The 26569-nt window shown below is 28.8% G+C and carries 32 protein-coding genes, 1 tRNA gene and 1 pseudogene; 19 read left to right on the forward strand and 15 right to left on the reverse strand.

Going from position 1 to position 26569, the window contains the following annotated elements; all coding sequences use genetic code 11:
• The 7 genes from modB to modD all read left to right on the forward strand — a co-directional run bounded on the left by modB (position 1) and on the right by modD (position 3660).
• On the forward strand, positions 1-660 hold the full coding sequence (modB, locus tag CSPB_RS01760) for a molybdate ABC transporter permease subunit (RefSeq protein WP_089193899.1): 660 nt from the start codon (positions 1-3) through the stop codon (positions 658-660).
• Positions 657-1496, forward strand: coding sequence for an ABC transporter ATP-binding protein (locus tag CSPB_RS01765; RefSeq protein WP_089192918.1), 840 nt, complete (start codon positions 657-659; stop codon positions 1494-1496). The genes modB and CSPB_RS01765 overlap by 4 nt, the downstream gene beginning before the upstream one ends.
• Positions 1497-1660: 164 nt before the next feature.
• Positions 1661-1813, forward strand: a complete 153-nt coding sequence (locus tag CSPB_RS08575) for a hypothetical protein (RefSeq protein ID WP_161492175.1) — start codon at positions 1661-1663, stop codon at positions 1811-1813.
• A 5-nt stretch (positions 1814-1818) separates the two neighbouring features.
• On the forward strand, positions 1819-2202 hold the full coding sequence (modA, locus tag CSPB_RS01770) for a molybdate ABC transporter substrate-binding protein (RefSeq protein ID WP_089192919.1): 384 nt from the start codon (positions 1819-1821) through the stop codon (positions 2200-2202).
• A gap of 256 nt (positions 2203-2458) precedes the next feature.
• Complete coding sequence (locus CSPB_RS08900) at positions 2459-2590, forward strand: hypothetical protein (RefSeq protein WP_256363467.1); 132 nt, start codon at positions 2459-2461, stop codon at positions 2588-2590.
• An 85-nt stretch (positions 2591-2675) separates the two neighbouring features.
• Entirely contained in the window at positions 2676-2849 is a 174-nt protein-coding gene (locus tag CSPB_RS08735; protein ID WP_227484202.1) for a hypothetical protein, read from the forward strand.
• The gene (gene modD, locus CSPB_RS01785) at positions 2833-3660 is read left to right on the forward strand and encodes a ModD protein (RefSeq protein ID WP_089192922.1); all 828 of its coding nucleotides are present in this window, start codon (positions 2833-2835) and stop codon (positions 3658-3660) included. Before CSPB_RS08735 ends, modD begins: the two co-directional genes overlap by 17 nt.
• Before the next feature lie 21 nt (positions 3661-3681).
• On the opposite strand, the gene CSPB_RS01790 is transcribed toward modD, so the two are convergent.
• The 3 genes from CSPB_RS01790 to thrS all read right to left on the reverse strand — a co-directional run bounded on the left by CSPB_RS01790 (position 3682) and on the right by thrS (position 6226).
• Positions 3682-3772, reverse strand: a tRNA-Ser gene (locus CSPB_RS01790).
• 121 nt (positions 3773-3893) lie between these two features.
• Complete coding sequence (infC, locus tag CSPB_RS01795) at positions 3894-4412, reverse strand: translation initiation factor IF-3 (RefSeq protein WP_089192923.1); 519 nt, start codon at positions 4410-4412, stop codon at positions 3894-3896.
• Positions 4409-6226: a threonine--tRNA ligase gene (gene thrS / locus CSPB_RS01800; protein WP_089192924.1), complete on the reverse strand. Its 1818-nt coding sequence runs from the start codon at positions 6224-6226 to the stop codon at positions 4409-4411. Before thrS ends, infC begins: the two co-directional genes overlap by 4 nt.
• 149 nt (positions 6227-6375) lie before the next feature.
• On the opposite strand from thrS, the gene CSPB_RS01805 reads away from it, so the two are divergent.
• Positions 6376-7092 (forward strand): TerC family protein, encoded by a 717-nt coding sequence (locus CSPB_RS01805; protein WP_089192925.1) that lies wholly within the window; start codon positions 6376-6378, stop codon positions 7090-7092.
• Between the two features lie 20 nt (positions 7093-7112).
• On the opposite strand, the gene CSPB_RS01810 is transcribed toward CSPB_RS01805, so the two are convergent.
• Genes CSPB_RS01810 through CSPB_RS01825 form a run of 4 tightly spaced genes read right to left on the reverse strand, consistent with a single transcriptional unit; the run spans position 7113 to position 11058 of the window.
• Complete coding sequence (locus CSPB_RS01810; RefSeq protein WP_033916594.1) at positions 7113-7763, reverse strand: potassium channel family protein; 651 nt, start codon at positions 7761-7763, stop codon at positions 7113-7115.
• Entirely contained in the window at positions 7760-9103 is a 1344-nt protein-coding gene (locus CSPB_RS01815; RefSeq protein WP_089192926.1) for a TrkH family potassium uptake protein, read from the reverse strand. The genes CSPB_RS01810 and CSPB_RS01815 overlap by 4 nt, the downstream gene beginning before the upstream one ends.
• 56 nt (positions 9104-9159) lie before the next feature.
• Complete coding sequence (locus tag CSPB_RS01820) at positions 9160-9750, reverse strand: transglycosylase SLT domain-containing protein (protein ID WP_227484203.1); 591 nt, start codon at positions 9748-9750, stop codon at positions 9160-9162.
• A gap of 3 nt (positions 9751-9753) precedes the next feature.
• Entirely contained in the window at positions 9754-11058 is a 1305-nt protein-coding gene (locus CSPB_RS01825; protein ID WP_089192927.1) for an MFS transporter, read from the reverse strand.
• Between the two features lie 118 nt (positions 11059-11176).
• On the opposite strand from CSPB_RS01825, the gene ribD reads away from it, so the two are divergent.
• The 3 genes from ribD to CSPB_RS01840 all read left to right on the forward strand — a co-directional run bounded on the left by ribD (position 11177) and on the right by CSPB_RS01840 (position 14579).
• Complete coding sequence (gene ribD, locus CSPB_RS01830; protein ID WP_089192928.1) at positions 11177-12169, forward strand: bifunctional diaminohydroxyphosphoribosylaminopyrimidine deaminase/5-amino-6-(5-phosphoribosylamino)uracil reductase RibD; 993 nt, start codon at positions 11177-11179, stop codon at positions 12167-12169.
• Positions 12170-12243: 74 nt separating this feature from the next.
• The gene (locus CSPB_RS01835; protein WP_089192929.1) at positions 12244-13812 is read left to right on the forward strand and encodes an inorganic phosphate transporter; all 1569 of its coding nucleotides are present in this window, start codon (positions 12244-12246) and stop codon (positions 13810-13812) included.
• A 59-nt stretch (positions 13813-13871) separates the two neighbouring features.
• Positions 13872-14579, forward strand: coding sequence for a thioredoxin domain-containing protein (locus CSPB_RS01840; RefSeq protein ID WP_089192930.1), 708 nt, complete (start codon positions 13872-13874; stop codon positions 14577-14579).
• Positions 14580-14727: 148 nt separating this feature from the next.
• Here CSPB_RS01840 and CSPB_RS08740 read toward each other — a convergent pair whose 3' ends face one another.
• The 6 genes from CSPB_RS08740 to CSPB_RS01850 all read right to left on the reverse strand — a co-directional run bounded on the left by CSPB_RS08740 (position 14728) and on the right by CSPB_RS01850 (position 16654).
• Complete coding sequence (locus tag CSPB_RS08740) at positions 14728-15066, reverse strand: hypothetical protein (RefSeq protein ID WP_228841941.1); 339 nt, start codon at positions 15064-15066, stop codon at positions 14728-14730.
• Between the two features lie 56 nt (positions 15067-15122).
• The gene (locus CSPB_RS09015) at positions 15123-15347 is read right to left on the reverse strand and encodes a GNAT family N-acetyltransferase (protein ID WP_404813428.1); all 225 of its coding nucleotides are present in this window, start codon (positions 15345-15347) and stop codon (positions 15123-15125) included.
• 61 nt (positions 15348-15408) lie between these two features.
• Positions 15409-15891: a lysophospholipid acyltransferase family protein gene (locus tag CSPB_RS08755; protein ID WP_319803230.1), complete on the reverse strand. Its 483-nt coding sequence runs from the start codon at positions 15889-15891 to the stop codon at positions 15409-15411.
• Positions 15878-16159: a 1-acyl-sn-glycerol-3-phosphate acyltransferase gene (locus CSPB_RS08760; protein WP_235606488.1), complete on the reverse strand. Its 282-nt coding sequence runs from the start codon at positions 16157-16159 to the stop codon at positions 15878-15880. The genes CSPB_RS08755 and CSPB_RS08760 overlap by 14 nt, the downstream gene beginning before the upstream one ends.
• The gene (locus tag CSPB_RS08765; protein WP_227484204.1) at positions 16156-16323 is read right to left on the reverse strand and encodes a hypothetical protein; all 168 of its coding nucleotides are present in this window, start codon (positions 16321-16323) and stop codon (positions 16156-16158) included. The genes CSPB_RS08760 and CSPB_RS08765 overlap by 4 nt, the downstream gene beginning before the upstream one ends.
• 136 nt (positions 16324-16459) lie before the next feature.
• Positions 16460-16654 (reverse strand): YqaE/Pmp3 family membrane protein, encoded by a 195-nt coding sequence (locus CSPB_RS01850; RefSeq protein WP_033916587.1) that lies wholly within the window; start codon positions 16652-16654, stop codon positions 16460-16462.
• A gap of 151 nt (positions 16655-16805) precedes the next feature.
• Between CSPB_RS01850 and CSPB_RS01855 the strand changes: the two are divergent.
• From CSPB_RS01855 to tsaD, 3 genes and pseudogenes are all read left to right on the forward strand, one after another.
• Positions 16806-18137 (forward strand): annotated as a pseudogene (locus CSPB_RS01855) (M99 family carboxypeptidase catalytic domain-containing protein); the annotation flags it as partial.
• A 132-nt stretch (positions 18138-18269) separates the two neighbouring features.
• Positions 18270-18695 (forward strand): M99 family metallo-carboxypeptidase C-terminal domain-containing protein, encoded by a 426-nt coding sequence (locus tag CSPB_RS08970; protein ID WP_319803231.1) that lies wholly within the window; start codon positions 18270-18272, stop codon positions 18693-18695.
• Positions 18695-19702: a tRNA (adenosine(37)-N6)-threonylcarbamoyltransferase complex transferase subunit TsaD gene (tsaD, locus tag CSPB_RS01860; RefSeq protein WP_089193901.1), complete on the forward strand. Its 1008-nt coding sequence runs from the start codon at positions 18695-18697 to the stop codon at positions 19700-19702. Before CSPB_RS08970 ends, tsaD begins: the two co-directional genes overlap by 1 nt.
• Here the strand turns inward: tsaD and CSPB_RS01865 are convergent.
• A complete protein-coding gene (locus tag CSPB_RS01865) occupies positions 19699-20454 on the reverse strand; it encodes an exodeoxyribonuclease III (protein ID WP_089192931.1) in 756 nt (251 codons plus the stop codon). The two genes, tsaD and CSPB_RS01865, sit on opposite strands and share 4 nt — an antisense overlap.
• Positions 20455-20511: 57 nt before the next feature.
• Between CSPB_RS01865 and CSPB_RS01870 the strand changes: the two genes are divergently transcribed.
• Positions 20512-20745: a replication/maintenance protein RepL gene (locus CSPB_RS01870; RefSeq protein WP_033916583.1), complete on the forward strand. Its 234-nt coding sequence runs from the start codon at positions 20512-20514 to the stop codon at positions 20743-20745.
• Here the strand turns inward: CSPB_RS01870 and CSPB_RS01875 are convergent.
• Positions 20721-21275 (reverse strand): manganese efflux pump MntP, encoded by a 555-nt coding sequence (locus CSPB_RS01875; RefSeq protein ID WP_089192932.1) that lies wholly within the window; start codon positions 21273-21275, stop codon positions 20721-20723. The two genes, CSPB_RS01870 and CSPB_RS01875, sit on opposite strands and share 25 nt — an antisense overlap.
• A gap of 495 nt (positions 21276-21770) precedes the next feature.
• Here CSPB_RS01875 and CSPB_RS09020 point away from each other — a divergent pair, with 495 nt between their 5' ends.
• The 4 genes from CSPB_RS09020 to ileS all read left to right on the forward strand — a co-directional run bounded on the left by CSPB_RS09020 (position 21771) and on the right by ileS (position 26546).
• A complete protein-coding gene (locus CSPB_RS09020; protein WP_472297445.1) occupies positions 21771-22106 on the forward strand; it encodes a beta-barrel domain-containing protein in 336 nt (111 codons plus the stop codon).
• Positions 22107-22164: 58 nt separating this feature from the next.
• On the forward strand, positions 22165-22788 hold the full coding sequence (locus CSPB_RS01885; RefSeq protein WP_089192933.1) for a DUF4197 family protein: 624 nt from the start codon (positions 22165-22167) through the stop codon (positions 22786-22788).
• Between the two features lie 16 nt (positions 22789-22804).
• Positions 22805-23716, forward strand: coding sequence for a DMT family transporter (locus tag CSPB_RS01890; protein ID WP_089192934.1), 912 nt, complete (start codon positions 22805-22807; stop codon positions 23714-23716).
• Positions 23717-23792: 76 nt separating this feature from the next.
• On the forward strand, positions 23793-26546 hold the full coding sequence (gene ileS, locus CSPB_RS01895; RefSeq protein WP_089192935.1) for an isoleucine--tRNA ligase: 2754 nt from the start codon (positions 23793-23795) through the stop codon (positions 26544-26546).
• Positions 26547-26569 lie beyond the last annotated feature (23 nt).

Here is a 26569-nt window from a genome sequence, read left to right on the forward strand (position 1 = left end):
ATAAATTTTACACCATTTGTTGTATCTTTTAAGTTAGCGTTTATTACGACTTTAGTGCTTTTTATACTTGTTTTACCAGTTGCTTATGCTCTTAGTGGCAGTAAAAGTAGATTAAAGCCTTTTATAGAAAGTATAGCGGCTCTCCCGCTTGTTTTACCTCCAACTGTTATGGGTTTTTATTTGCTTTTTACATTTTCAAAAAATTCAACTATAGGTGGGTTTTTATTTGAAAATTTTGGCATAGAACTTGTTTTTAGCTTTAGCGGACTTGTTTTTGCAAGTTGTATATACTCACTCCCATTTATGTTCCAACCTTTGTTATCAGGTTTTGAGAGTTTAAATAAAAATATTATAGAAGCTTCATATCTAAGCGGTAAAAGTAAGATTACAACCCTTTTTTTTATAGCCCTTCCAAATATAAAACCATCTTTAATAACTGCTTTTGTTATAACATTTGCTCACACTGTTGGTGAGTTTGGTATAGTTTTAATGGTTGGCGGAAGCGTGGAAGGAAAGACAAAAGTTGCTAGTATAGCGATATATGAATTTTCTGAAATTATGGATTATAGCTCGGCTCATATTTATAGTGCTATCATGTTAATAATATCTTTTGTTGTCTTGCTTAGTGTGTATTTTTTTAACCAAAAGGCAAAATCATGATAGAAATAGCTATAAAAAAACCTCTCTATCAAGATATATTTTTAGATGTAAATTTACAGATTCAAGATAAGACATTTTTAGCTATAAGTGGGGCTAGTGGAAGCGGTAAAACCACTTTTCTTAGATGTTTAGCTGGTCTTGAAAAGTGTAGTGGGATTATAAAAATTAATGGAGAAATTTGGCAGGATGGAAAAACATTTTTAAAACCTCAAAATCGTAAAATAGGCTTTGTTTTTCAAGATTATGCTCTGTTTGAAAATTTAAGTGTAGAAAAAAATTTTCTTTTTGTTGAGAAAGATTATAAGTTGTGTGATAAGCTTCTTGATATGCTTGATTTAAAAAAACATAAAGATCGCCACCCATCTAAGTTGAGTGGCGGACAGAAGCAAAGAGTTGCACTTGGTAGAGCGATGATGAGAAAGCCTATACTTTTACTTCTTGATGAGCCTCTTTCTGCATTAGATCCTAGTTTGCGTCTTAAGCTTCAAGATGAAATTTTGAAAATCCACAATGAGTTTGGCACTACAACAATGCTAGTTAGCCATAGCCCAAGTGAAATTTACAAATTAGCAACTTTTATAATAGAGATGAGTAATGGTCATATCATTAAAAACGGAACTCCAAAGGAAGTTCTATTAAAACAGAATGGAAGCCAGAAATTTTCATTTATGGGAACTATTTTAGATATACAAAAAGTTGATGCTATATTTGTTGTTACTCTATCTATCGGACAACAAATTACTCAAGTTGCTATAGATAGCGATGAAGGGCTTAAGATCGGTGAAGATGTTAATATAAATACTAAAGCATTTAATCTAAATTTAAGCAAAATTTAAATATTTAGGAGGAAAGCTTGAAGAATTTGTTATTAATTTTATGTTGTATAAGTTTTTTAGGTGCATCTGAGTTAAGAATTGCAGCAGGTGCTGGGTATAAAAATGACATCAGAGATTATAGAAAATTTCTCTAAAAGCGATAAAATATAAGCCGTTTAGGCAATATGAAACAAGTTACCCAACAAGCTAAAAATACGGATATTTCTATAATTATTGGAGATAAAAAGTATTTAGACAATACCGATTTAGAAAAAGTAAAAGATCAAAAAATAGGTGCTGGAAAGCTAGTTATTATTTATGCAAAAGGCAAAAATTAGATACTTTGCAAAGTTTAGAAAATAAAAAATTTACTAGAATTGCTACGCCTGATAACAAAAAATCAATTTATGGTATAGCTGCCACGGAAGTTTTAAATAATACTAACTTAAAAATAGACAATAAATTACTTTTTGTAAGCACAGTTCCGCAAACTGCATCATATGTCATTAGCAGAGAGGTTGATGCTGGTTTTGTAAATTTAAGTGAAGCTTTGAGTATACAAGATAAAATAGGTGGAATTTATAAAATAGATGAAAATTTATATAAAGAGATTTCAATTGTAGCTTTTGTTTTACAACCTTGTAATAAAAATAAACTTTGTAATGAATTTTTAGAATTTTTAAATAGTGATAAGGCAAAGGCAATAGTTAATAAATATGGATTATAGTTCATTTTTTTTAAGTGCAAAAATTATTTTTTGGTGTGCTATTTTATTTATGAGTTTTGGCGTATTTGTGGCTTATTTTTTAGCCACTTCAAAGTCAAAATTCAAATTTTTAGTAGATAGCCTTATAACGCTTCCACTGATATTTCCGCCAGTTGCTATAGGATTTTTTTGCTATTACTATTTGGTAAAAATGGAGTTTTAGGTAAAATATTTATTAAATTTGATATATTTTATATTTGAGTTTAAAAGCTTGGTAATGGCAGCATTTATAGCTGGTTTGCCTTTATTTGTCAAGCCTTTGCAAGCTAGTATAGAGTTGTTTCCATCAAATGTTATTGATGCAGCTATTTTAAGCGGAAAGAATAGACTTCAAACTCTTATTTTTTAGTTTTACCTTGTATTAAAAAAGTGTATTTTCGGCTCTCATAATCGCTCTTGGAAGAGCATTAGGAGAAGTTGGAATAAGTCTTATATTGGATGGAAATATCATAGGCAAGACAGATACTTTATCATTAGCAATTTATAATGCTGTATTTGATGGAGAATATGATTTAGCCATGAAATTAAGCTTGATTTTAGTTTTGATATCTATGATATTTTTTGTGATACTACATTTTCTAAGGAAAAATAATGGATATAATCAATAGATATATAAACGAGGATCTGCCGTATGTTGATCTAACTACATCATTGCAAAATTTTGCGGATATAAAAGCGATATTAGAAATATATACAAGAGATACTTCTATAATGAGCGGTGGTGAATTTGCTAAGCAAATAGCTATTAAATTTAATTGTAAGAGTGAATTTATAGCAAAAGATGGTGAGATGATAAATGCAAATTCCCTTATTTTTAAAGCAAATGGAAGTTATGAAAATATACATAAAATTTGGAAGTTAATACAGAATTTGCTTGAATACATGATTGCAATTGCAACATATTGTCGTAAAATGCTTAATGAAATTAGAAAAGTTAATAATTATTGTCAAATTTTAGGAACTAGAAAAACTTTTCCAAATGCTAAAGAATTTTGTATAAAAGCACTAATTGATGGAGGCGGTATGATTCATAGATTAAACTTAAGTGATAGCATTTTGTTTTTTGAAAATCATAGAATTTTATACGAAGATGACTCCAAATTTTATGAATTTTTAAGTGATGTAAAACTTAAATTTATTGAGAAAAAGTTAGTAGTTGAGGCTTTAAGTATAGAAGATGCTATAAATTTACTTAAAATTTGCGACTGCGTACAACTTGATAAAATGAGCTTAGATGATACGCAAAATATCTTAAAATTAAGAGATGAAAAATATAAAAATGTTAAAATTATCTCAGCTGGCGGTATAAATTTACAAAATATAAAAGAATATGCAAAAGTAGGAGTTGATGGTATAGTAACTAGTGCTATGTACTATAATGTAAAAGATGATTTAAAAGCTAGGATTTTAAAAATTTAATTATCAATGTATAATTTACAATGGCGGACAGAGAGAGATTTGAACTCTCGAGCCCCGATTAAGAGCTGCACCCTTAGCAGGGGTGTGGTTTCAGCCACTCACCCATCTGTCCAATTTAAAATTTAAATGAAATTTAATTATACATACAAAAAGCTAATAAAATGCTTAATTTGTAATGTAGTTAATAAATTTTTACACACAAACTGGATAAATTTTCCAGTTTGTGCATATGCCTATCCTTTTTTAGGAAATACAAGCATATTTACATATCTTCCTTCGAAGATTGGAGCTTTATCTCTTTGTGCAATATTTTCAACCATTGCCCAAACTTTCTCTAAAAGTTCAGCCCCTGCTTCTGGTGTTGCCATTTCTCTACCTTTTAGAAAAACTCTAAATCTTACGTGTTTGCCTTCTTCAAGAAATTCTATAGCATGCTTAACTTTATAATTTATATCATTTTGAGCTATTTTTAAAGAAAGTTTTATCTCTTTTACATCTATAACTTTCTGTTTTTTCTTAGCTTCTTTTTTCTTTTTTTCTTGTTGGTATCTAAATTTACTATAGTCCATCACCTTGCAAACTGGCGGTTTTGCATCAGGAGCTATTAAAACCAAATCAAGTCCCATTTTATAAGCTATATTTAATGCTTCATCCGATGATATCACACCATAAACTGTGCCATCATCCCCAATACATCTTACCTCCCTTGCTTCTATCTCTTCGTTGAGCAAAACTTCTTTTTCTTTACTCAAAAATGCACCTCATCAAGTTTCTCCTTTGTTAATTTTAAAAACTCATTTAAACTTATATTAGACTGAGTTCTAGCCCTTCTATCTCTAAGAGCAACTGTTTTGTTTTCTACTTCGTTATCTCCAATGACTAAAATCATAGGAACTCTAGCTTTTTCTGCTGTTCTTATGCGTTTGTTTAAGCTTTCGTTTTTATTGTAAATTTCGCTATCTATATCGGTATTTTGGAGTTTATTTTGAATTTCTTTAGCATAATTTTCGTGATTTTCACTTATCGGTATTATAACAACTTGTTGTGGTGCCATAAAAAATGGAAGTTCGCCAGCACAATGTTCTATCAAAATACCTATAAATCTCTCAAAACTACCAAGTATGGCTCTGTGAATCATAACAGGGCGTTGTTTTTCGTTATTTTGATCTATATATGCAAGCTCAAATCTTTGTGGTAAGTTAAAATCAACTTGCACGGTTCCACACTGCCATTTTCTTTTCAATGCGTCTGTTATTTTTATATCAATTTTTGGTCCATAAAATGCACCACCACCCTCATCAATTCCGTATTTAAAGTTGTGTTCATCTAGTGCATCTTTTAAAGCCTTGGTTGCGATTTCCCAAACCTCATCATCTCCTATAGCTTTTGTAGGTTTAGTTGATATTTCCATTTCGTATTCAAAACCAAAAATTTTCATTATATTATCGACGAAACTTAAAATTTCAAGCACATTTTCTTTGATTTGTGATGGCATACAAAATATATGAGCATCATCTTGAGTAAATTCTCTAACTCTAAAAAGCCCATGCATAACGCCACTTTTTTCATGTCTATGAACTACGCCGTATTCAAAAAATTTAAGTGGTAAATCACGATAACTTCTTATTTCACTTTGATAAACTTTTATATGGCCAACGCAATTCATAGGTTTTATGCCATATTCTTGCTCTTCTATGTTTGTAAAATACATATTTTCTTTGTAATTTGTGTAATGACCAGAAATTTTCCAAGCGTCAGCTTTTAGTATTTCAGGACCCCGAACGGGTTCATAACCTCTGTTTCTATGTGCGATAAAAAGTTGTTTTTCAAGTTTGCTTCGCATTCTCGCACCATTTGGTAGCCATATAGGTAGACCTGCTCCAATTTGTTCATCAAATGTAAAGAGTTTCATCTCTACACCAAGTTTTCTATGATCTCTTTTTTTAGCTTCTTCAAGCATTTTTATGTGTTGATTCAGGCTATTTTTATCAGCAAAAGCTACACCATAAATTCTTGTAAGCATCTCTTTATTTTCATCGCCACCAAGATAAGCACCAGCTACTCTTGTTAGTTTAAAAAATCTTAAATATTTTGTATTTGGCACATGTGGGCCACGACATATATCTTCAAAACTTCCTTGCGAATATATGCTAACTTCGCCATCTGGAATGCGTTTAAGCACTTCCATTTTTAGGTCATCGTTTTTAAATTTCTGCGTTACTTCTTTTTTAGTAGAGAATGTTTTAACAATCTCAACTTTAGCCTCAGCTAACTCTTTCATCTTTTTTTCAATGTCGGCTAAATCACTTTCTCCAAGTTTTTCACCATTTTCTTTTGTTGCTCTAAAATCATAATAAAATCCATCTTCTATAGCAGGACCTACAAAAAATTGGGCATCTTTATATAGTTTTGTTATAGCCTCAGCCATCAAATGTGCACATGAGTGTCTTATGACTTCTAGGGCTTCCTTTGAATTATCAAAATATATAGGTTCGCCACCATTTCCACTGTAACTTTGTGTATCTATAATAACATCATTAACTTTATATGCGATTATATCGCTCATCTTTTTCCTTTTTTACCAAATTGTCTTTTTTACATTAAAAGAACCAAACTTAATTTTATCTAAATGTAAATTAACTTTAGCTTTAAGTTAAATTGTATTAAACAAAATAGTGTAAAATTCAAATTTAAACTAAAAACAAAAGGAAATGTATGTTAGATCTTTTTATCTCTCCTGAAGCTTGGATAAGTTTTTTAACCCTTACCTCACTTGAGATTGTCTTAGGAATCGATAATATAATATTCATAGCTATTTTGTGCGATAAATTGCCTATTTCTCGGCGTAGTAAAGCTAGAATTTTAGGGCTTGGACTTGCTATGATTAGTAGAATTTTATTGCTTTTTAGCTTGTTTTGGATTATGAAACTTACTACCCCGCTTTTTAGTGTTTTTAATATAGAAATTTCTGGACGAGATATTATTTTGATATTAGGTGGTTTGTTCTTGCTTTTTAAATCTACAACCGAAATTCACTCAAGTGTTATGGGAGAAGAACATACACAAAATAAAGATATTGCCAAGGCAACTTTTGGAACCATTCTAATTCAAATTGCTATTCTTGATATAGTTTTTTCACTAGATAGTGTTATAACAGCTGTTGGTATGGCTGATCATATTGAGATTATGATAGCAGCAGTTGTAGTTGCTGTTGGTGTTATGATGATTGCAAGTGGTGCAATAAGTAAATTTGTTTCAAATAATCCAACTATAAAAATCTTAGCACTTTCTTTTTTGATACTTGTTGGAGTTTCTTTGATAGCAGATGGTCTTGGTTTTCATATACCAAAAGGTTATATTTATTTTTCTATGGCATTTTCACTAGCTGTAGAGATGATAAATATAGCTATGAGAAAGAAAAATAAGAGTTAAATTTTGATTTATAGATGAAACTAAATTTCATCTATAAATTTTGTAAATTCTTGTATCCCACCAAATAAAATTACATTATCTCCTACAAAAACATCTAAATTTTCATCAGGAAAAATTTCCCACTCTTTACCTTCTTTTTTGTATGCAAGTATTTTCATATTTTTTGCTATTGATTTTATTGTATGTGCATTTTGTTTTTGTGTTATTACAATTTTTACGACTCTAAGCGTGTTTGCAGATAAATCAAATATTTCAAATTCCGGATGTATTAAAAATTCTTTTACAAGTCTTTTAGCACTTTCTTTTTCTGGATATATTACTTTTGTGGCACCAAGCTTTGATAAAATTTGACCATGTATGGGCGTGCTTGCTTTTGCTATTATATTTTTTACGCCTATATCTTTTAATGCCATTAGTGTTAGTATGCTGTTTTCTATATTTGCACCAATGCTTACTATAACCATATTTATACTAGAAAAACCAGCTTCTTTTAAAGCAGTTATATTTGTAGAATCAAGTATATAAGTATGGCTTGCTAAATCTTGTAATTTTTTTAAAACTTCTTCATCTTTATCAGCTATAACAACTGATTTTCCTTGCAATAAAAGTTCATTTGCAACAACAAAACCAAATTTCCCAAGCCCTATCACACCATAAGACAAATTTTTCATAAATACACCTTTCCTTGTGGATATTTTATAAATTTTTCTTTTTCTTGTCTAAAAATTAATAAGAAAAACGCATATATTCCTATTCTACCACTCATCATAAGTATTATAATTAATATTTTACTATTTGTAGAAAATAGAGCACTAAGCGATAATGTTCCGCCATTCCCTATGGAAACCCCAACTGTTGCAAAAGCTGATGAGGTTTCAAAAAGTAGTGGCAAAAATTGTATTTTATCTTCAAAAAAAGATAAAAGTGTAACGCAAACTAATATATAAAATATCGAAGAAACAGTAATAGTAAATGCTTTATTTATAGTTTCTTGCGGTATTTCTTGACTAAAAACTCTTATCCTTCCACCTTTAATAATCCAATATGTATAAACAAATAGCACTATGATAGTAGTTATCTTAATACCGCCGGCTGTTCCACCAGGAGCACCACCTATTATCATAAAAAGAGATCCAAAAAATAAACTAGCATCTTTTAATACACCCAAGTCAAGGGTGTTAAAACCAGCAGTTCTATAATTTACAGCAGTAAAATAAGATGTTAAAATTTTATCAAAAAAAGAAAGGGAGCCTATGCTTTTTGTATTGTGGTATTCGAAAATAAATATCAAAAGCGTTGCAAATATTATTAGTATAGCAGTTCCACTAAGAACAAGTTTTGAATGTAAGCTTAGATTTGCCAATCTCTTTTTTTGAAAAAAATACAGCTCTAATATAACAAAATAACCAATTCCACCTGTTATTATAAGAGATGTTATGATTAAATTTACATAAAGATCAGTTTTAAAATCAACAAGCCCTGTCTCAAATGTGCTAAATCCAGCATTATTAAATGCAGATATTGCATGAAATATAGAGTGCCACAAAGCATGCTTGAAATCATAAATAAGTATAAATTTAAAAAATAGCAAAAGAGCACCAATAAATTCTATCAAAACTATAAAGATTACTATCTTTTTTAAAAATCTTAATACCCCGTCCATATTCGGATATATCAAAGACTCTTTTAATAAATTCTTACCTTCAAAACCTATTTTTTTTCTTACTATTATAAATATAACAAGTCCAATTCCTATGTATCCAAAACCGCCTATTTGAATTAAAGCAAGAATTATCATTTGTCCATAAAAAGTAAAATCAGTTGTAGTGTTTTTAACTATAAGTCCAGTCATGCTTATAGCTGAAGTGCTTGTAAAAAGTGCATCTAAAAATGATAACTGATGCTTGTGTGCAAAATTTAATGTTAGCAAAAAAGCACCTATTAGAGCTATTGCGATATAACCAATAGACAATATTCTTATAGTTTTTCTATCTGAAATTGCTTCTTTCAAATTTTTCCTTTAAAATTTAAAAATACTGATTTTACTCTAATTTTATAAAATTTAGGCTACTTTTTTAAAAAATCTTGTCTATAGTTTTTTATAAATTTTTGAAAATACGGATAAGAGTTTCGTTTTCTCATACCGTAATTGTAACATTCTATGGTATGTTTTATGTTTTGTTTTTTGCCATTAAAACACCCTCTTAAAACTTTAGCTGATTTTGAAAGATTATAAGTGGGATTTAAAATTTTATCTATTTCATTTATAGTGAAATTTGCCGAGTTTATTTGACCTAAACCCACATCTATACTATAATCTAGTTTTAATAGATTTTTTATTATAAGTTTTGCTATATCTTCGCTTTTTGGAAATATATTTACAATCCACATTGATCTGTTTAAACTATATTTACCTATCTTTATTGAAGCTAAAGAAGTTTCATATGTTTTGAATAATTTAGCTTCTTTTTGTGTTGTGATAAATGATATTACAAATGGATCAAAATTGCTTTCTATTTTTACTATGGTGTATAAAATTTCAGGTTCTATTCTGTTTTTATAGGATACATCGGCTATGGCTTTCATTATATCATCATTTGTGTATGCTTTTAAATTTGATAAAAAAATTGCCAATATAAAAAATGTTATAAATTTCAATCTTTAAGCTCTTATTTTTCCATAAATTTCTTTTTCGGTTATGATTGACGGGTTGTATTTTATGACAAAATTTAAATTTTTTTTGTAAATTTCTATAATCCCATTTAAATTTTCTACGCTAGATAAATTTATATTTTCTAAATTATCTAAATAAATATTTTTAAATTTTGATGGATTTGTGAGATTATAGAGTAAAAAAAGCCAAATTATAGATATGACAAGAACACAAATAGCAAGGTGGTGTAAAGAGTAGTTTTGTAAAAATGTTCCACCAACAACCCCACCAACAAAGCTTCCAAAAAAACCACTAGAATTAAACACGCCTAAAACAGCACCTTTTTCATTTGCTTTGGCAAATTTACTAGCACAACTTTGCATTATTGGCTCGTGTATATTAAATCCTATAAAAAATATCATAACACCAAAAATAAATAAATTTTTTGTTTGGCTCATCGCAAATATAGTGTAAGATAGTATAAAAAGCAAAACTCCTACTATAAGGATTTGTTTTGATTTGCCTTTTGCGTCTCCTAAAAAACCAGCTAAGCCCATAGCAAAAAATCCAAAAATTGCACCAGTTGAGAAAATTTTCCACAAATTTGCTTCTTCGTATCCAAGAGATTTTACTAATACTATAGGAATTGATATAAAAGCTATGCTAATAAGCATTTTTTGCATAAAATTTGTAAAGTTCATAATTGTCAAATCTTTATCTAGCAATATCTTTTTTAAATCAACTTTGTGTTTTGTTTGATTTTGTATTTTTGGTTCTTTTTCTACGGTTGTATATAATAAAACTATGCTTAAAATACCTATAAAAACACTTATATAAAAAAGACTTGAAAGTCCAAATTTATGCCCTAAAATTGGACTTAATGGCATTGATATAGTAAAACTAATTCCTATCATGCCGCCCATTATAGCCATAGCTTTGCTTCTTTGTTCTTCAGCGGTAAAATCGCTAATCATTGCAGTTGCAACAGCTCCAATTGCAGCAATACCTTGTAAGCACCTTCCTAGAAGCATAGTGTAGATATCATTTGCCATGGCGCATATAAGTGAGCCTATAGTAAAAATAACTAAACCTATTACCATGGTTTTTTTGCGACCTATTTTATCGCTTATTAAACCGAAAGGAACTTGGAAAATCATCTGCATAATGGCATATATGCCAACCAAAAGGCCAACAAAAAACTCATTTGAACCACGAAGCTCAAGTGCGTATAAACTAATAACTGGCAAAATTATAAACAATGCAAAAAATCTTGAAGCTACAATAAAACCCAGTGGAATGACATTTTTAAGCATAAATAAACCTTTTTATAAAATGTGGATTTTAACACAATATATTAAATTTTTATATGAAGCAAAATTAAATTTAGTATCATATTGCTATAATTAATTTAAATTTTTAAAAGATGAAAAAATGAATGATGAATTTTATATGGATTTAGCTATAAATGAAGCTTGGAAATATCAAATTTTAACATATCCAAATCCAGCTGTTGGTTGTGTTATATGTGATAAATTTGGCAAAATTTTAAGCATACAAGCTCATAAAGAAGCCGGATTTGCACATGCTGAGTTAAATGCTGTGATATCTGCCCTTAAGTGTTTAAATAAAGATTTAAATTTTCCATCTGATGCAAAAAAGGCTTATGAGTACGCCATTTTAAATCATAACAATTTGCTTGAAGGAGCCATTGCTTATGTAACACTTGAGCCTTGTGCTCATTACGGAAAAACCCCTCCTTGTGCAAATTTACTAAAAGAACTTAAATTTAAAAAAGTTGTAATTGGATCAAATGATTATACAAAAGAAGCAAGTGGCGGTGAAGAGATTTTAAAAAAAGCAAATATAAATGTTATAAAAGGGATATTAAAACAAAGATGTGACGAACTCTTAGCGCCATTTTTGGCTTGGCAAAATGGAAATTTTAGTTTTTTTAAGCTTGCAGCGTCTTTAAATGGCGTTATAAGTGGAGGAGTTATCACTTCAGATAGTTCAAGAAAAATGGTGCATGCTTTAAGAAATAAAATTTCTCTTTTAGCAATCGGCGGCAATACAGTTAGGATTGATAGACCTCTTCTTGATGCTAGACTTACTGATGGTAAAGCACCTGATGTTTTTATATACTCAAAACAAGATAATTTTGATGAAAATATCCCACTTTTTAATGTAAAAAATAGAAAAGTCATTATAGGAAAAGATATAAATTTCATAAAAAACTATAATGTTTGCATGATAGAAGGCGGAGAAAATTTTCTTAAAAATTTACCAGATTTTGTTGAATACATTTTGATATTTTTTTCGATGAATTGTATTGATGAAATAAATTTCTCTTTAAATTTGAAACTAAAACCGCTTTATTTTGGCAAAATAGATGAAGAGCGATATGCATGGTTTAAAAGGATTTAAAAGAGCACTTTTGATATTTATTTTATATAAAATTAAATATCGATATAATACTAGTTTTTAATTTGGAGGTTTGTATGGGTCAAGGAATTTCAAAACTTGATTTAATTTTTGGCGGATTACTCATAGGCTTTAGTGTATATTTCGTATATTGGGGATTTGATTTTATAGGAAATGGCTCTAAGGCAGTATTTTTACTTTCTGCTATTTTTGGTATGTTTATGGCATTTAATATCGGCGGAAATGATGTTGCAAATTCATTTGGAACTAGTGTTGGAGCAAAAACGCTTAGTTTAAAACAAGCTTTGTGTGTTGCTGCAATATTTGAAGTAAGTGGAGCTGTGTTAGCTGGATCTGAGGTTACTGAGACTATAAAAAGCGGTATTGTAAATTTAGACGCTTTTTTAATCACTCCTATGGATTTTGTATATATAATGATGAGTGCGCTTGTATCTGCTGGAATTTGGCTTTTTATAGCAACAAAAAAAGGAATGCCAGTTTCTACAACTCATGCGATAATAGGCGGTATAGTTGGATCAAGTTTGAGTCTTGGTTATATTATGGATAATCCAGATATTTCTACTATTTCTTTAGTAAAATGGTCTGAAATTGGCTCTATTGCACTATCTTGGATAACCTCTCCACTTCTTGGTGGCGTGGTATCGTATATAGTTTATTCGCTTATAAAAAAGCATATTTTAAACTACAACGATATAGCACAGGCAAAATTAGAAAGATTAAAATCTAGAAAAAAAGAGCTTAAAAAAGATTTTAAGCTTAAATTTGAAACACTTAATGAAGATGAAAAGATAAAAGTAAATCAAACTATGCTAAGTGATTTTGACATTATGAGTGAAATTTCTTATGATGCTAATGATTTAGAATCAGAATACTATAAAGAACTTCATAAAATTTCTCAAGAACAAAAAGATCTTAAAACTCATAATGCTCTTGAGTATGGAGTTCCTATCATAGCAGCTATTGGTGCTTTTATGATAAGTGCTATGATGTTATTTAAAGGACTTAATAATCTTCATCTTGGACTTAGTATGTTAGAAAATTTTCTTACTATATGTATGATAAGTGCTGTTGTTTGGATGTCTATTTTTATACTTGCTAAAACATTAAGAAGCAAGGATTTATCAAAATCTACATTTTTGCTTTTTAGCTGGTTACAAGTTTTTACAGCTGCTGGTTTTGCTTTTTCGCATGGTTCAAATGATATAGCAAACGCTGTTGGTCCTTTTGCTGCTATAATCGATACTTTAAGCAGTGGTAATATAAACTCAATGGTTGGTGTTGGGATGCCTATAATGGTTACATTTGGTATTGCACTTATAGCTGGACTTTGGTTTATAGGAAGGGAAGTTATAGCAACGGTTGGAACAAATTTAACGAAAATACATCCAGCATCTGGATTTAGTGCAGAAATAAGTGCTGCAAGTGTTGTTATGATGGCTTCTGTTCTTGGAATTCCGGTTTCATCTACGCATATTTTAATAGGCGCTGTTCTTGGTATAGGTCTTGTAAACAAACAAGCAAATTGGAAACTTGTTAAACCTATATTTTTAGCTTGGATTGTAACTATACCGGCTTCTTGTATAATGAGTGGCGTATTTTTTGTTTTGTTTAAAAGTATATTTTAGTGATATTTACTAATTTTTAGCTATAATCAAAGCCATATTTTATATTGAAAAGGGTAAAAATGAAAAAAATTTTTATGTCAATCATTGCTTGTGTGGTCTCACTTAGTGCTGCTACAAACGAAGAGATATTATCGCTTTATGATAGTGCAAAAGCTGATGGTGTTAAAGTTGAAATTGAAAGTAGAAAAGCTTTACCGGAGGATAGCGGCATTGATTTAGTTGTTGTTAAATTTACAAAAGATGATCAATCTCAAAAAGATATAGTTTTTACAAAAGGTAATTTTATATATCCTGATATTTTGGATATTAAAAAACAGATGTCTTATAAAAACTTTTATAGTTTTGAAATGCTAAAAAGCTCAATAGCTAATGTTTATAAACAAGAAAAACCCGAGAATATATTAAAAATAGGAAACGATAAAAATAAAGATACTATGGTTGTATTTACTGATCCTGAGTGCCCATATTGTAGAATGGAAGTAAATGCTCTTGACGAAACTCTAAAAAATTATAATGTAGAGATGATTTTTACTTCGGTTCATGGTGATTTGGCTGTAGAAAAAGCTGCTCTTATACTTCAAAAATCAAAACGAAAAAGCGATAAAGAAAAGATAGAAATTACTAGAAAATACTATGCACAGGATGCTAAAGTAGATGGAAAAGTAGACGGCAAGATTTTTGATAGTATAAAAGCTAGTTCTAAAAAATACTTTGATGCAGGTTTGACAAGCGTTCCAACTAAAATTTTAAAAAGCGAAATGAAATAAATTTCATATTTCTAGCTCTTTGTGTAAAAGCAAAGGGCTATATTAAGAAATTATCTATATTTTTGTCTTTTTGTATCTTTTATCTTTGAAATTTCAACTACCAAAAAACCATCTAATGAGTTATTAAAATCGGGATCAACGCCAAAATCTAAAATTTAACTCCACCATTTTCGCAAAGTTCTCTATATTGTTTATAAAGTGTTGGAATACTAAATCCGAGCGTAGCTAAATTTTGTTTTAAAATTTTAAAATTCTCTTTATAATCATTTGCATTAAAAATCGTATCTAAATGCTTTATTTTGTTTTGACTAAGTATATATCTATTTTTTGATATAACTATATTTTTGCTTGCACCAAAATATCTACTATAAAAATAAACAAGCATATCTTTTGCGTCTTTTGAGTAGTTATTGCTTATACTAACAGGACCAAACATGTATTTTATATTTTTATATTTTGAGATATATGCACCTATTCCAAACCACAAATAATCAAGTGTATAAGTCCCCCAATATTTTGGTCTAACAAAGCTTCTTCCAAGCTCTATTGTATCTGTAAAAAGAAATTTTGCATCATTGCTAAATTTAAAAAGACTTTTGCAATAATAACTTTTTTTAATTTTTTTAGGTTATTACTTTCTCCTATTCTATAAGCCCCAACTATCAAATTTTCATTTTTGTCCCATAATATTATGTGTTTATAATACAAATCATATTCATCTATATCATAACTTTTTCCTGTCCCCTCTCCGACTTTTCTAAAAGTTATCTCTCTTAGTCTACCAAGTTTTTTAAAAGAATGCTATCTTTTTTCAAACTGGTTAGATATATTATTTTCCATCACCAGTTTTTCCTAAGATTATGGCATTTTGCAACTCTTTTTTTATATCCATAACATTTTGTTCATCTATTGTATTTTGCTGTGTTTCAAAAATTTTAGGCTTATTTGTTCTTATTGTGTAAAGATGTTTTTTAACTAGCTTTGCACTATTTTTTAAATTTATCTTCTCAGATGTGATATTTTTATAAGGTATGGTTTCTCCAACTTTTATAGTTAATGATTCACCTTTTTTTATAAACATTTCCCTAACTAACATTAATGATGATAATGGTTTATTTATAGTTGAAATGGCGTAAAAAAGAGATGAGTTTTTGGCTTCTATCAAAATAGGCACTATTGGCGAAGATGTAATTTTGCAAAAATGTAAAAATCCACTTTTCCAAACCCCATCTTTTGGAGTTAATCCTTTTAGTCTTGATACTTTTCCTGTTGGAAATATTATAATAGCTTCTTCATTATTAAGTGCGGAAATAACTTTTTTTGCGGTATTTGACGAACTTTTTTTGCCCTAAATTATCAACAGAAAATAATACTTCTCTAAGTGGTTTTAACTCATAAAGTAGTTCATTTGCAAGTATTTTAATGTCTTGTCTAATGCTATAAATTAAAGATATCAAGCACAAGGCATCAAGAGAACCAAGTGGATGGTTTGCTACAAATACAACCTTTCCTTTTTTTGGTATGTTTTCTTTGAATTTGCAATCATATGAAAAATCAAAATATTTTAATACATTATTCACAAAGTCTTTGGTATCATCTTGTTCATGTGTATTAAAAAACTATTTATCTCTTTTTCTTTAAAAAGTTTTTTGAGTATATAAATAAAGATTTTTGTAACACAAGGTGGATATTTTTTAAAAATTTCAGGATAATGGGTTTTTATAATATGTTCTAAATTTATCATACTCCTCCAAATTTAGAACTATAATACACGCTAAAAGATACAAAGCGATTACAAAATATATCTATAGTTATATTGTATAAATTTAAAGAGGTAATTAATTTTTATTTTAAATTATATTGTCAAATAATTTTAAAAGTTATTGACGATTTTTTAGTGCCTGTTCTATTTTTTTATCTGATTTGTATTGGCTTAATGCATAAACAGACCATATAGCAGCTGGTAACCAACCTATTAATGTTATTTGTAAAATTAAGCATATTATCCCAGCAAATGGGCGTCCAATAGTAAAAAATTGTAACCAAGGCAAAAATATAGCTAAAATTAATCTCATTAGTGCTCCTTTTAATAAACAATTTTTAAATTATAGCTAAAATTATTAAAATCTATATAAATTTTTATGTAATTTAAATATGCTATTTTTATGATATTAAGTTTAAATTTGTTATAATTCATCCCTTTATTAGACATTTAATGGAGGGCATTTGAGTTATAAATTAGCATTTAAGACCGCACTTTTTTTACTATTATTTTTAACCTCTTGCTTTTCAAAAGATATATATGTTAAAGATTTGGATTTTGATTTAGTTAAAAAAGGAAGTTTCGAATCCAATAATACTATGCTTTTAATAGGCGGCATACAAGGCGATGAGCCAGGTGGATTTAACGCTGCAAATATAATTATAAATGAGTATGAAATTTTAAATGGCTCTGTTTGGGTTGTACCAAATTTAAACCCATCAAGTATTTTGGCAAACTCGCGTGGATTAAGTGGCGATATGAATCGCAAATTTGCTAAAATAGATAAAAATGATCCAGATTATAAAAATGTAATGAAAATTCAAAATCTAATACTTGATGATAATGTTTCTCTTGTGTTAAATTTACATGATGGTAGTGGATTTTACAGACAAGAATACATAAATTATCTTGAAAATCCTAAAAGATGGGGAAATAGCACTATCATAGATCAAAATGATTTAAATGGTTCTACTTATGGAAATTTGTATGAAAACGCTAGCAATGTTGCAAAAAGTATTAATGCTTACATTCTTGATGATAAGCATAAGTTTCATGTAAAAAATACTAAAACCAAAGATTATGATAAAGAAATGCAAAAATCTTTAACATATTTTAGCATTAGAAACGATAAAGCTGCTTATGCAAATGAAGCTAGCAAGAGTTTAAAAGTTGAATATAGGGTTTTTTATCATCTTTTGGCTATAGAAAAATATATGGATATAATGGGTATTAAATTTAAAAGAAATTTTGAGTTAACACCACAAAATATCAATGAAATATTGCAAAAAGAGATTAGTGTAAGTTTATTTGATGATAGATTTTATTTAACATTGAAAAATTCAAGAGATTTAATAAATTTCGTTCCAATGTCAAAAAATAGTGAATTTACTTTAAAATCTTCAGATAAACTTGTTGGATTTGTAAAAACAGATAAAAATGAGTATAAAATTTATTATGGCAATAGACATTTAACAACTATAAAACCAGAGTATTTTGAGTATAGCAATCTCATAAATAGAGTTAATATTAGTGTTGATAATGTTGGTTTGGAAGTTCCATTAAATACAAAAATAAAAGCTAAAAGCATAAAGATAGAACCTATCAACGGCGTTAGAGTAAATATAATAGGGCTTGATTCAAAAAAATCTGATGAGGCGGATATTTTTGTAACTAAAAAAGATATGAATAAAAAATTTTCCATAGATAAAGTTGGTGAAATTTATAGAGTCGAGTTTTATGAGCTTGGAAAAAATTCCAAAGATAAATTTATAGGTATGATTTTAGTTGAGTTTCAAGATGTAAAACCTAGCAAAGAAAAAGCTTTTGAAATAACTATTGTAAAAGATGAAAAAAATAATATTTTCAGACTAGATGATAAATTTTTTGCGTTTATTGATGATATAAAATCTAAGTTAAATTTCGTTCCTATGCAAAAAAATGATGTTAATTTTAGTTCAAATTTAAATAGTTTAAATTTAAAAAAAGAAAATTATTCATATAAAATTTATAGCAAAAACAAAGTTTTAACAACGCTAAATCCAGAATATTTTGAGTATAGTGATATTTTAAATGGAATTTATATAAATGTGGATGAAAATATTAACTCATTTGTAAATTTTGGCACAAAAATAAAAGCTAAAAGCATAAAGATAGAACATATAAACGGTGTTAGAGTAAATGTAATAGGATATAATTCTGGTAAAAATGATGAGAGCGGTATTTTTATTAGAAAAAAAGATTTAGATAAGAAATTTTCTATAGATAAAGCAGGAAATATTTATAGAGTAGAGTTTTATGAACTTAATGGCATTAAAGATAAATTTATTGGTATGATTTTAGTTGAGTTTGAATGATGAATGAGCTTATACTTGCTATAGAAAGCAGTTGTGATGATAGTTCGCTTGCTTTGATGGATATACAAACTTATGAGTTAAAGTATTATTCTAAAATATCTCAAGAGATTGAACACGCAAAATATGGCGGTGTTGTGCCAGAGCTTGCAGCAAGGCTTCATACAAAAGCACTTCCTGATATGCTAGAAAAAATAACTCCATTTTTTAGCGATATAAAAGCCGTAGCTGTTACAAATGAACCTGGACTTAGCGTGAGTTTAGCAAGTGGCGTTGCTATGGCAAAGAGCATTGCTTTATCGCTAAGCTTACCATTAATTGCTATAAATCATCTCATAGGTCATATTTATTCGCTTTTCTTAGACATAAAAGAAGAATTTCCAATGGGCGTTCTTTTGGTAAGTGGCGGACATACGATGATTTTATACATTGATGAGAATTTAAATATAGATATTTTAGCAAAAACAGGCGATGATAGTTTTGGTGAAAGTTTTGATAAAGTTGCAAAAATGATGGGATTTGGCTATCCAGGTGGTGTTATCATAGAAAATTTAGCAAAAAATGGAGATGATAAAAGTTATAATTTTACAGTTCCTTTGCTTCATGATAAAAGGTTACAATACAGCTTTTCTGGACTTAAAAATCAAGTTAGATTAGCGGTTGAAAACCTAAATAATCCTACTTTAAAAGATTATGAAAATATAGCTGCATCGTTTCAAAAAACTGCATGTACACACATTTGCGATAAACTTGAAAAAATTTTTAATATTTATAAATTTAAGAAATTTGGTGTAGTTGGTGGAGCAAGTGCAAATATACTTTTACGCTCAAATATAGAAAAAATTTGCTCTAAATATAACTCAAATTTATATCTAGCTCCGCTTAAATTTTGCTCTGATAATGCCGCAATGATAGCAAGGGCAGCTATTACAAAATATAAAAATAATAACTTTACAGATATCAATAATATACAAATAAATCCAAAAAGCAAAAATTTCTGTATAAATTAAATGTCTATTTCTATACCAACAGGACAGTGATCGCTACCAAAAACATCATTTAGTATAAACGCATCCTTAAGTACGTTTTTTAAATTTTGTGATATAAAAAAGTAATCAATACGCCATCCAGCGTTGTTTTTTCTAGCATTAAATCTATAGCTCCACCAAGAGTATTTTATCTCATCTCTATTAATCTGCCTAAAAGTATCTATGTATCCACACTCCAACACTTTATCTATCCATTTTCGCTCAATGTCTAAAAAGCCGCTTGTTTGGGCATTTGCTTTGGGGTTTTTTAAGTCTATTTCTCTGTGAGCTGTATTTACATCCCCGCAAAATATAACTTTTTTACCATTTTTTACAAGATTGTTTGCGTAATCTAAAAATTTATCATAAAAATCAAGTTTATATTTTAATCTCTCTTCATCTTTTTGCCCATTTGGAAAATATATGTTAAAAAGCACAATATCATCAAAGTTATGCTCTAAAACCCTTCCTTCATCATCATTGTTGAAATTTGATTTAAAACAGATATTTTCAAATTTAGATAAACTCATAACACCAGAATACCCAGCCCTACTAGCTGCGTTTGTATCAATTTGGTTAAAGCCAAGATTATAAATTTCTTTTGGTATATCACTATCTTTTACTTTTGTTTCTTGAAGTGCTAAAAAGTCAGGATTATACTCTTTTAGCCATTCAAAACCATTGTTTTTTATAGTTGCTCTAAGTCCGTTTGTATTCCATGATATTAGTTTCAAATTTATCCTTTTTTTGATAAAATTGTAGCTAAAAATTTATAAATTTAGGATTTTACATTGAGCTCACTTGATGTTTATAAAGCCATTTTAGGTGAAAAAAAATTTGAAATCATAGAATATATTGTAGCAAATACGGATGAATTTGGACTTTTTATGAAAACTATCACAAATGTTTGCCTAGAGCTTGACATAAGCAAACCAACTGTCATAGAAGCTTTTAAGCTTTTAGAAAGCAAAGATGTTTTAAGAAAGATAAAAAATGGAGTTTATAAACTCAATATCCCAAGATGAGTTAGAAGTATTTTTGTGCCTATTAAAATAAGTATAAGCCCACCTAAAAACACGGCTTTTGATTCTAGTATCTCACCTATTTTTTTACCTATATAAAAAGCTATTATACACAAAATAAAACATACTATACCTATAATCAACACTAGGTAAAAGATATTATTTTCTTCAAAACTAAAAGTAATTCCAACTGCCATAGCATCGATGCTTGTAGCTATGCCACCTAAGATAAAATCTTTAGTACAAACATCTTTTTGTTCATTTTTATCTTGCGTTTGAAAGCTCTCTTTCATCATTTTTATTCCAAGAAAAGAGAGTATTAAAAATGCTACAAAATGATCTATTTTTTCTATAAAATTAACAAAACTAAGTCCTAAAATATACCCAAAAAACGGCATTAAAGCTTGAAAAAAGCCGTATATAAAAGCCATTTTTAAAACTACATTAAATTTAAAGTTACACTTTGAACCGCTCGCCATACTTAGAGCAACGCTATCCATAGCAAGAGCAAAAGCTATTAAGAAAATTTCCAAAGATTATCCTTGATTATAAATAAAAGTAAAATTATATTTCATAAGTACTTAAATGTAAATTTGGTAATTTTTTGATTATTATGTTCTAGCTAGTATTAAACTATTAAATTTAAACTATGTTTTAATAATTTTATATAAAATAGACAACTAGGTATTTTAAATTAAAGTATTTTTATAAAAACAGCCCTAGGCTCTTTTCAACTCTTTTAAAATATTACGCACCTTTTATAGCACAGAAAAAAAATAATGAGTATTTTTGTATACTAAAAGTATTAGAAGATGAGAATAAAGCAGTTATTTACGATTGTGGAAATGAAACAAGGGAAGTAAGTTTTGATGAGCTTGATAAATTAGTAAATTTAAAATTTATTGTTTTAACGCATAAATCTATAAATTCTCTGATTAAATTTGGCTTTGCTTGATTTTATAAAAGAATTGTTTTTGAAATTTTAATAGCCACTTTTATCTGTAATACCTGCAAATGAGCTGCTTATAATAAAGGCAAATGTATTAAATAAAGACATTGGATTTTTAAGTGTAGGTCAAGAAGTTGCTATAAAAATAGATACTTTTAATTTTCAAAAATATGGCAAACTTTATGGTAAGTTGTTTTATATATCAAATGATTCATTAAAAGATGAGAAACTTGGCGAAATTTATGAGATAAAAGTAGAACCAAAACAAACTACGCTTTTAGTGGATGGAGAAGAAAAAAGCATAGAACCAGGAATGAGCGTAAGTGCTGAGATAAAAACAGGCAAACGAAGAGTTATAGAGCTTTTTGTTTATCCTATCATTAAATATTTAGACGAAGGATTAAGTGTTAGATAAATTTATAGTATTTTTTTAAATTTTGATATAATCCCATTTTTAAATTTAAGGAACTTGTATGAAAAAATTGATATTCGTTTTTATATTGGCTCAGAGTTTTGTTTTTGCTTCTTGGGATATGGCTATATCAAATGCAATGATTTCTCTAAAAAGTTACTATACTTATGATGTTGCAAATTATAAAAAATCTTTGTTAGAAGTTATAAAACAGAGCGAGGAAGCGATTTTAAATCCAAAAAATGGGGATTTTATAGTAAATTTACCAAAAAAATCTAGTGAAATTTTGAAAAATGCTGATAAAAATGGAAGACTAAATGATAAATTTAGCGAAATTTTAAATTTAGTTTTTAAACAAAATGTGCCTTTTATTTCACAAACATTGCAAAAAGCAATATCCTCTATGAGTAATGAACAGGCAATAAAAATTATGAATGGAGAACTTTTAAGCAAGTATTTAAAAAATTTAACCTATTTAAAATTAAACACTACTTTTAAAAATAGCATAAAAAACATTACAAAAAAACCTGAGTATAAGCACACTCTTATGCTAGCAAATAAATCAAAAAGTGGCTTTGAAAATTATCTTGTAGATGATTTTTTAAATGAACTTTTTGAGTTTTTACAAAATAATGAAAAAGATTTTATAAACGTCCTTTTGGTTTTAGTGCAAACAAAGCGGTAAATTTAAAAAAAATAGCATGAGTATAAAAAATAAAACCTTACTCGCAGACACATCACTTTTAATTGTTGCAATTAGCTGGGGCTGTACATTTTTAATAGTTCAAGAAGCAATAAACTCAGTAAATGTTTCTAGCTTCTTGTTTTGGAGATTTTTCTTAGCCACTATTTTGATGTATGTTATCTCTTTTAAATTTGGTATAAAATTTGATAAAAAAAGCGTTATTTGTGGTGCATTTTTAGGATTATTTTTATTTGGTGGATTTGTTGTTCAAACTTACGCTCTTAAATATACGCTAAGTTCAACAGTAGCTTTTATAACAGGGACAAATGTTGTTATAGTTCCTTTTTTTATGCTATTAATTTTTAAATTCAAAGTTAGTAAATTTACTATATTTGGTGCAATATTAGCTTTTTTTGGTTTGTATTTTTTAAGTGGTGCAAATAAAGTAGGTATAGCAATAGGTGAAATACTTGCTTTTATTTGTGCTATTTTTTACGCACTTCATATAACTTTTACGGATAAATTTATCAAAAAATGTAATATTTATGGTATGGTTACAATGCAATTTTTGATAGTTTCGATTCTTTGCTTGTTTGCAGCTATATTTTTTTCTCAAAACTCTTATGGGGCTAGTAAAATTTTAGGTGGCTTAGAAATAAGTAAAAATGGTAATTTTATTTTTGCTGTGTTACTAACTTCTATTGTTGCTACTGTTTTTGCATTTTTCGTCCAAAGTTTAGCTCAAAAATACACAACAGCAAGCAAGACAGCACTTATTTTCACATTTGAGCCAGTTAGTGCTGGGATATTTGGTTATATTTTTGGAGAGATTTTAAGCAAAGGACAAATTTTTGGTGCATTTCTTATTATTATTGCTATTTTAATAAGTGAGATAGGAAATACTGTATTAAAAAACAAAAAAACATAAAAAAATATATAAATTTAATAACTTCTTAAAGCCCTCTTAGATAAAATTTACTATTTTTATAAAAAAAGGTAACATTATGGACTACAAAGATACACTTTTGCTTCCTACAACTCAATTTCCAATGAGAGGAAATCTTCCTCAAAATGAACAGCAGAGATTTAAAAAATGGTATGGTGAGCTAAAGGTTTATGATAAAATGAAAGAAAAAAGAGCTAAAACATCAGTAACATTTAATATCCACGATGGTCCACCTTATGCAAATGGGCATCTTCATATTGGACACGCATTAAATAAAATTTTAAAAGATATTATTACAAAAACTCACTACTTTTTTGGTGAAAATGTGCGTTATTTACCGGGCTGGGACTGCCATGGTTTGCCGATAGAACAACAAGTTGAAGTTAATCTTGGCGAAAAGAAAAAAAATGTTTCAAAAGTTGAGATAAGAGAACTTTGTAGAAAACACGCACAAAAATTTATAGAGATTCAAAAAGATGAGTTTAAATCGATGGGGATTATTGGTGATTGGGATAATCCTTATTTGACCTTAAAGTTTAAATTTGAAGCTAGAATTTATAAATCACTTTGTGATATAGCAAAAAAGGGTCTTTTGATACAAAGAAGCAAACCTGTTTTTTGGAGTTGGGCAGCAAAAAGTGCTTTAGCCGAGGCTGAAGTTGAATATAAAGACAAAGAAGATTATAGTGTGTTTGTTGCATTTGATTTGGGAAAAGAAGCAAATGAAAAAATTGGTGCAAAAAATGCAAAGGCTGTTATATGGACCACTACTCCTTGGACCTTGGTAGCAAATCAGGCAATATCATTAAATCCTAATGAAGAGTATGTATTAACATCTGATAATTTAATATTTGCAAAAAAACTTCTTGAAAATGTTAAAAATGAAGGTATTACAAACGGCGAAGTAGCAAAAATATTTGCTTCAAAAGATCTAGAAAATTTATATGCTATCAACCCTCTAAATGCAAGAAAATCAACATTTATTTTAGGCGAACATGTTTTGATGGATGGTGGAAGCGGTTTGGTTCATACTGCCCCTGGACATGGCGAAGATGATTATCAGGTAAGTTTAAAGTATGGTATAGAAGTTATAATGCCTGTTGATGAAGAAGGACGCTATGATAATACTCTTAAACTAAAAGGACTTTTGCCAGAAAATCTTTGTGATGAGTTTATAGGGCTTCACATATTTAAAGCAAATGAGAGAATTTTAGAACTTTTGGGAGATCATCTTTTAAAACAAAGTAAATTTACCCACTCATATCCATTTTGTTGGAGAACACACAAACCGGTGATTTATAGAGCAACAAAGCAGTGGTTTATAGCGATGGATGAGCCAAAATTAGATGGTAAAACGCTAAGAGAAGTTGCGCTAAATGAACTTAATAATGTTAAATTTTATCCACAATCTGGTAAAAATCGCATAACTTCTATGATAGAAAACCGCCCTGATTGGTGTATATCAAGACAGAGAGATTGGGGTGTGCCAATAGCATTTTTTATAGATAAAACTACACTAGAGCCAATATTTGATGATGATATTTTAAACAATATTTATGATATCTTTGAAAAAGAAGGTGCAGATGCTTGGTGGAGTAAAGAAATTTCAGAACTTTTACCTAAAAATTCAAAATACAATCCTTTAAATTTAGAAAAAGTAACTGATATACTAGATGTTTGGTTTGATAGTGGCTCAACTTGGAATGCGGTTTTAACAACAGATGATTATGATGCAGGAAGCTATAAGGCTGATATGTATTTAGAAGGAAGTGACCAACATAGAGGCTGGTTTCAAAGCTCACTTTTAGTAAGCTGTGCCATAAATGGCCATGCACCATATAAAAGCGTATTAACTCACGGATTTACTGTTGATGAAAAAGGTCAAAAGATGAGTAAATCAGTGGGAAATGTTGTTTCTCCAGATGATGTTGCTAAACAATACGGTATAGAAATTTTACGCCTTTGGGTTGGAATGAGCGATTATTCTAGTGATTTAAAAATAAGCGATAATATTTTAAAACAAATTAGCGAACAATACAGAAAAGTGCGTAACACTATACGATTTTTACTAGCAAATGTTTGTGATTTAGATGATATTTATACAAATTTTACTGAACTTGATAAGTGGATTTTAACTAGAGCCAAAGTAGTTTTTGATGAAACATATAGCTGTTTTAAAAACTATGAATATTCAAAAGGTTTTAATGCTCTTTTAAATTTTTTAAGCTCTGATTTGAGTGGTATTTATCTTGATATCTGTAAAGATAGGCTTTATTGTGATAAAGTAGATTCAGATAGAAGAAGAAGTGCACAAAGCACGATGGCTATTATTGCTAGATCCTTACTACCGCTCATTGCCCCTATTTTAACATACACAGTTGATGAGGTTATGGATTATGCACCAGATATTATAAAAAATGGTGCAAATGATGCGTTTGATCTAGTTTATAAACCTTTAGAATATGAGTTTAATAGTGATATAGGCTCAGGACTAGAAGCAAGAGCTAAGTTTTTTGAAATCATAGATTCATTAAAAAAACAAAAAATTATAAACTCAACCCTAGAGCTTTGTATGCAAACAACATCAAGTGAGCTTTTGAGTTTGGATTTAGAAGAGATAATGGACTGGTTTATGGTTAGTGAGATGAAAGCTTATGATAATAGCGAGGGATTGGCTGAGTTTGTAGTAGATAATTATAAATTTAAACTTCTAAAATCAAACTTGCATAAATGTCCAAGATGTTGGAAACACCAAGCAAAAGAAGAAGGCGAGCTATGTCATAGATGTGAAAAAGTGATGAAAAATGCTTGATAAACCTATGAGTAGCTGGATAA

It is taken from the genome of Campylobacter sputorum (genome assembly GCF_002220775.1).
Classification (GTDB): Bacteria; Campylobacterota; Campylobacteria; order Campylobacterales; family Campylobacteraceae; genus Campylobacter_F; species Campylobacter_F bovis.

Bases quoted from the DNA above. Each gene is read 5' to 3' on its own strand.
- CSPB_RS08765 (WP_227484204.1), bottom strand. From the start codon at position 16,323: ATGATAAATTTAGAACATATTATAAAAACCCATTATCCTGAAATTTTT.
- CSPB_RS01885 (WP_089192933.1), top strand. From the start codon at position 22,165: ATGAAAAAATTGATATTCGTTTTTATATTGGCTCAGAGTTTTGTTTTT.
- modD (WP_089192922.1), top strand. From the start codon at position 2,833: ATGGATATAATCAATAGATATATAAACGAGGATCTGCCGTATGTTGAT.
- ileS (WP_089192935.1), top strand. From the start codon at position 23,793: ATGGACTACAAAGATACACTTTTGCTTCCTACAACTCAATTTCCAATG.
- thrS (WP_089192924.1), bottom strand. From the start codon at position 6,226: ATGAGCGATATAATCGCATATAAAGTTAATGATGTTATTATAGATACA.
- tsaD (WP_089193901.1), top strand. From the start codon at position 18,695: ATGAATGAGCTTATACTTGCTATAGAAAGCAGTTGTGATGATAGTTCG.
- CSPB_RS08575 (WP_161492175.1), top strand. From the start codon at position 1,661: ATGAAACAAGTTACCCAACAAGCTAAAAATACGGATATTTCTATAATT.
- CSPB_RS01850 (WP_033916587.1), bottom strand. From the start codon at position 16,654: ATGAGATTAATTTTAGCTATATTTTTGCCTTGGTTACAATTTTTTACT.
- CSPB_RS01825 (WP_089192927.1), bottom strand. From the start codon at position 11,058: ATGCTTAAAAATGTCATTCCACTGGGTTTTATTGTAGCTTCAAGATTT.
- ribD (WP_089192928.1), top strand. From the start codon at position 11,177: ATGAATGATGAATTTTATATGGATTTAGCTATAAATGAAGCTTGGAAA.
- CSPB_RS01805 (WP_089192925.1), top strand. From the start codon at position 6,376: ATGTTAGATCTTTTTATCTCTCCTGAAGCTTGGATAAGTTTTTTAACC.
- CSPB_RS01765 (WP_089192918.1), top strand. From the start codon at position 657: ATGATAGAAATAGCTATAAAAAAACCTCTCTATCAAGATATATTTTTA.
- CSPB_RS01810 (WP_033916594.1), bottom strand. From the start codon at position 7,763: ATGAAAAATTTGTCTTATGGTGTGATAGGGCTTGGGAAATTTGGTTTT.
- CSPB_RS08970 (WP_319803231.1), top strand. From the start codon at position 18,270: ATGCAAAAAAATGATGTTAATTTTAGTTCAAATTTAAATAGTTTAAAT.
- CSPB_RS01890 (WP_089192934.1), top strand. From the start codon at position 22,805: ATGAGTATAAAAAATAAAACCTTACTCGCAGACACATCACTTTTAATT.
- CSPB_RS01840 (WP_089192930.1), top strand. From the start codon at position 13,872: ATGAAAAAAATTTTTATGTCAATCATTGCTTGTGTGGTCTCACTTAGT.
- CSPB_RS01835 (WP_089192929.1), top strand. From the start codon at position 12,244: ATGGGTCAAGGAATTTCAAAACTTGATTTAATTTTTGGCGGATTACTC.
- CSPB_RS08900 (WP_256363467.1), top strand. From the start codon at position 2,459: ATGGCAGCATTTATAGCTGGTTTGCCTTTATTTGTCAAGCCTTTGCAA.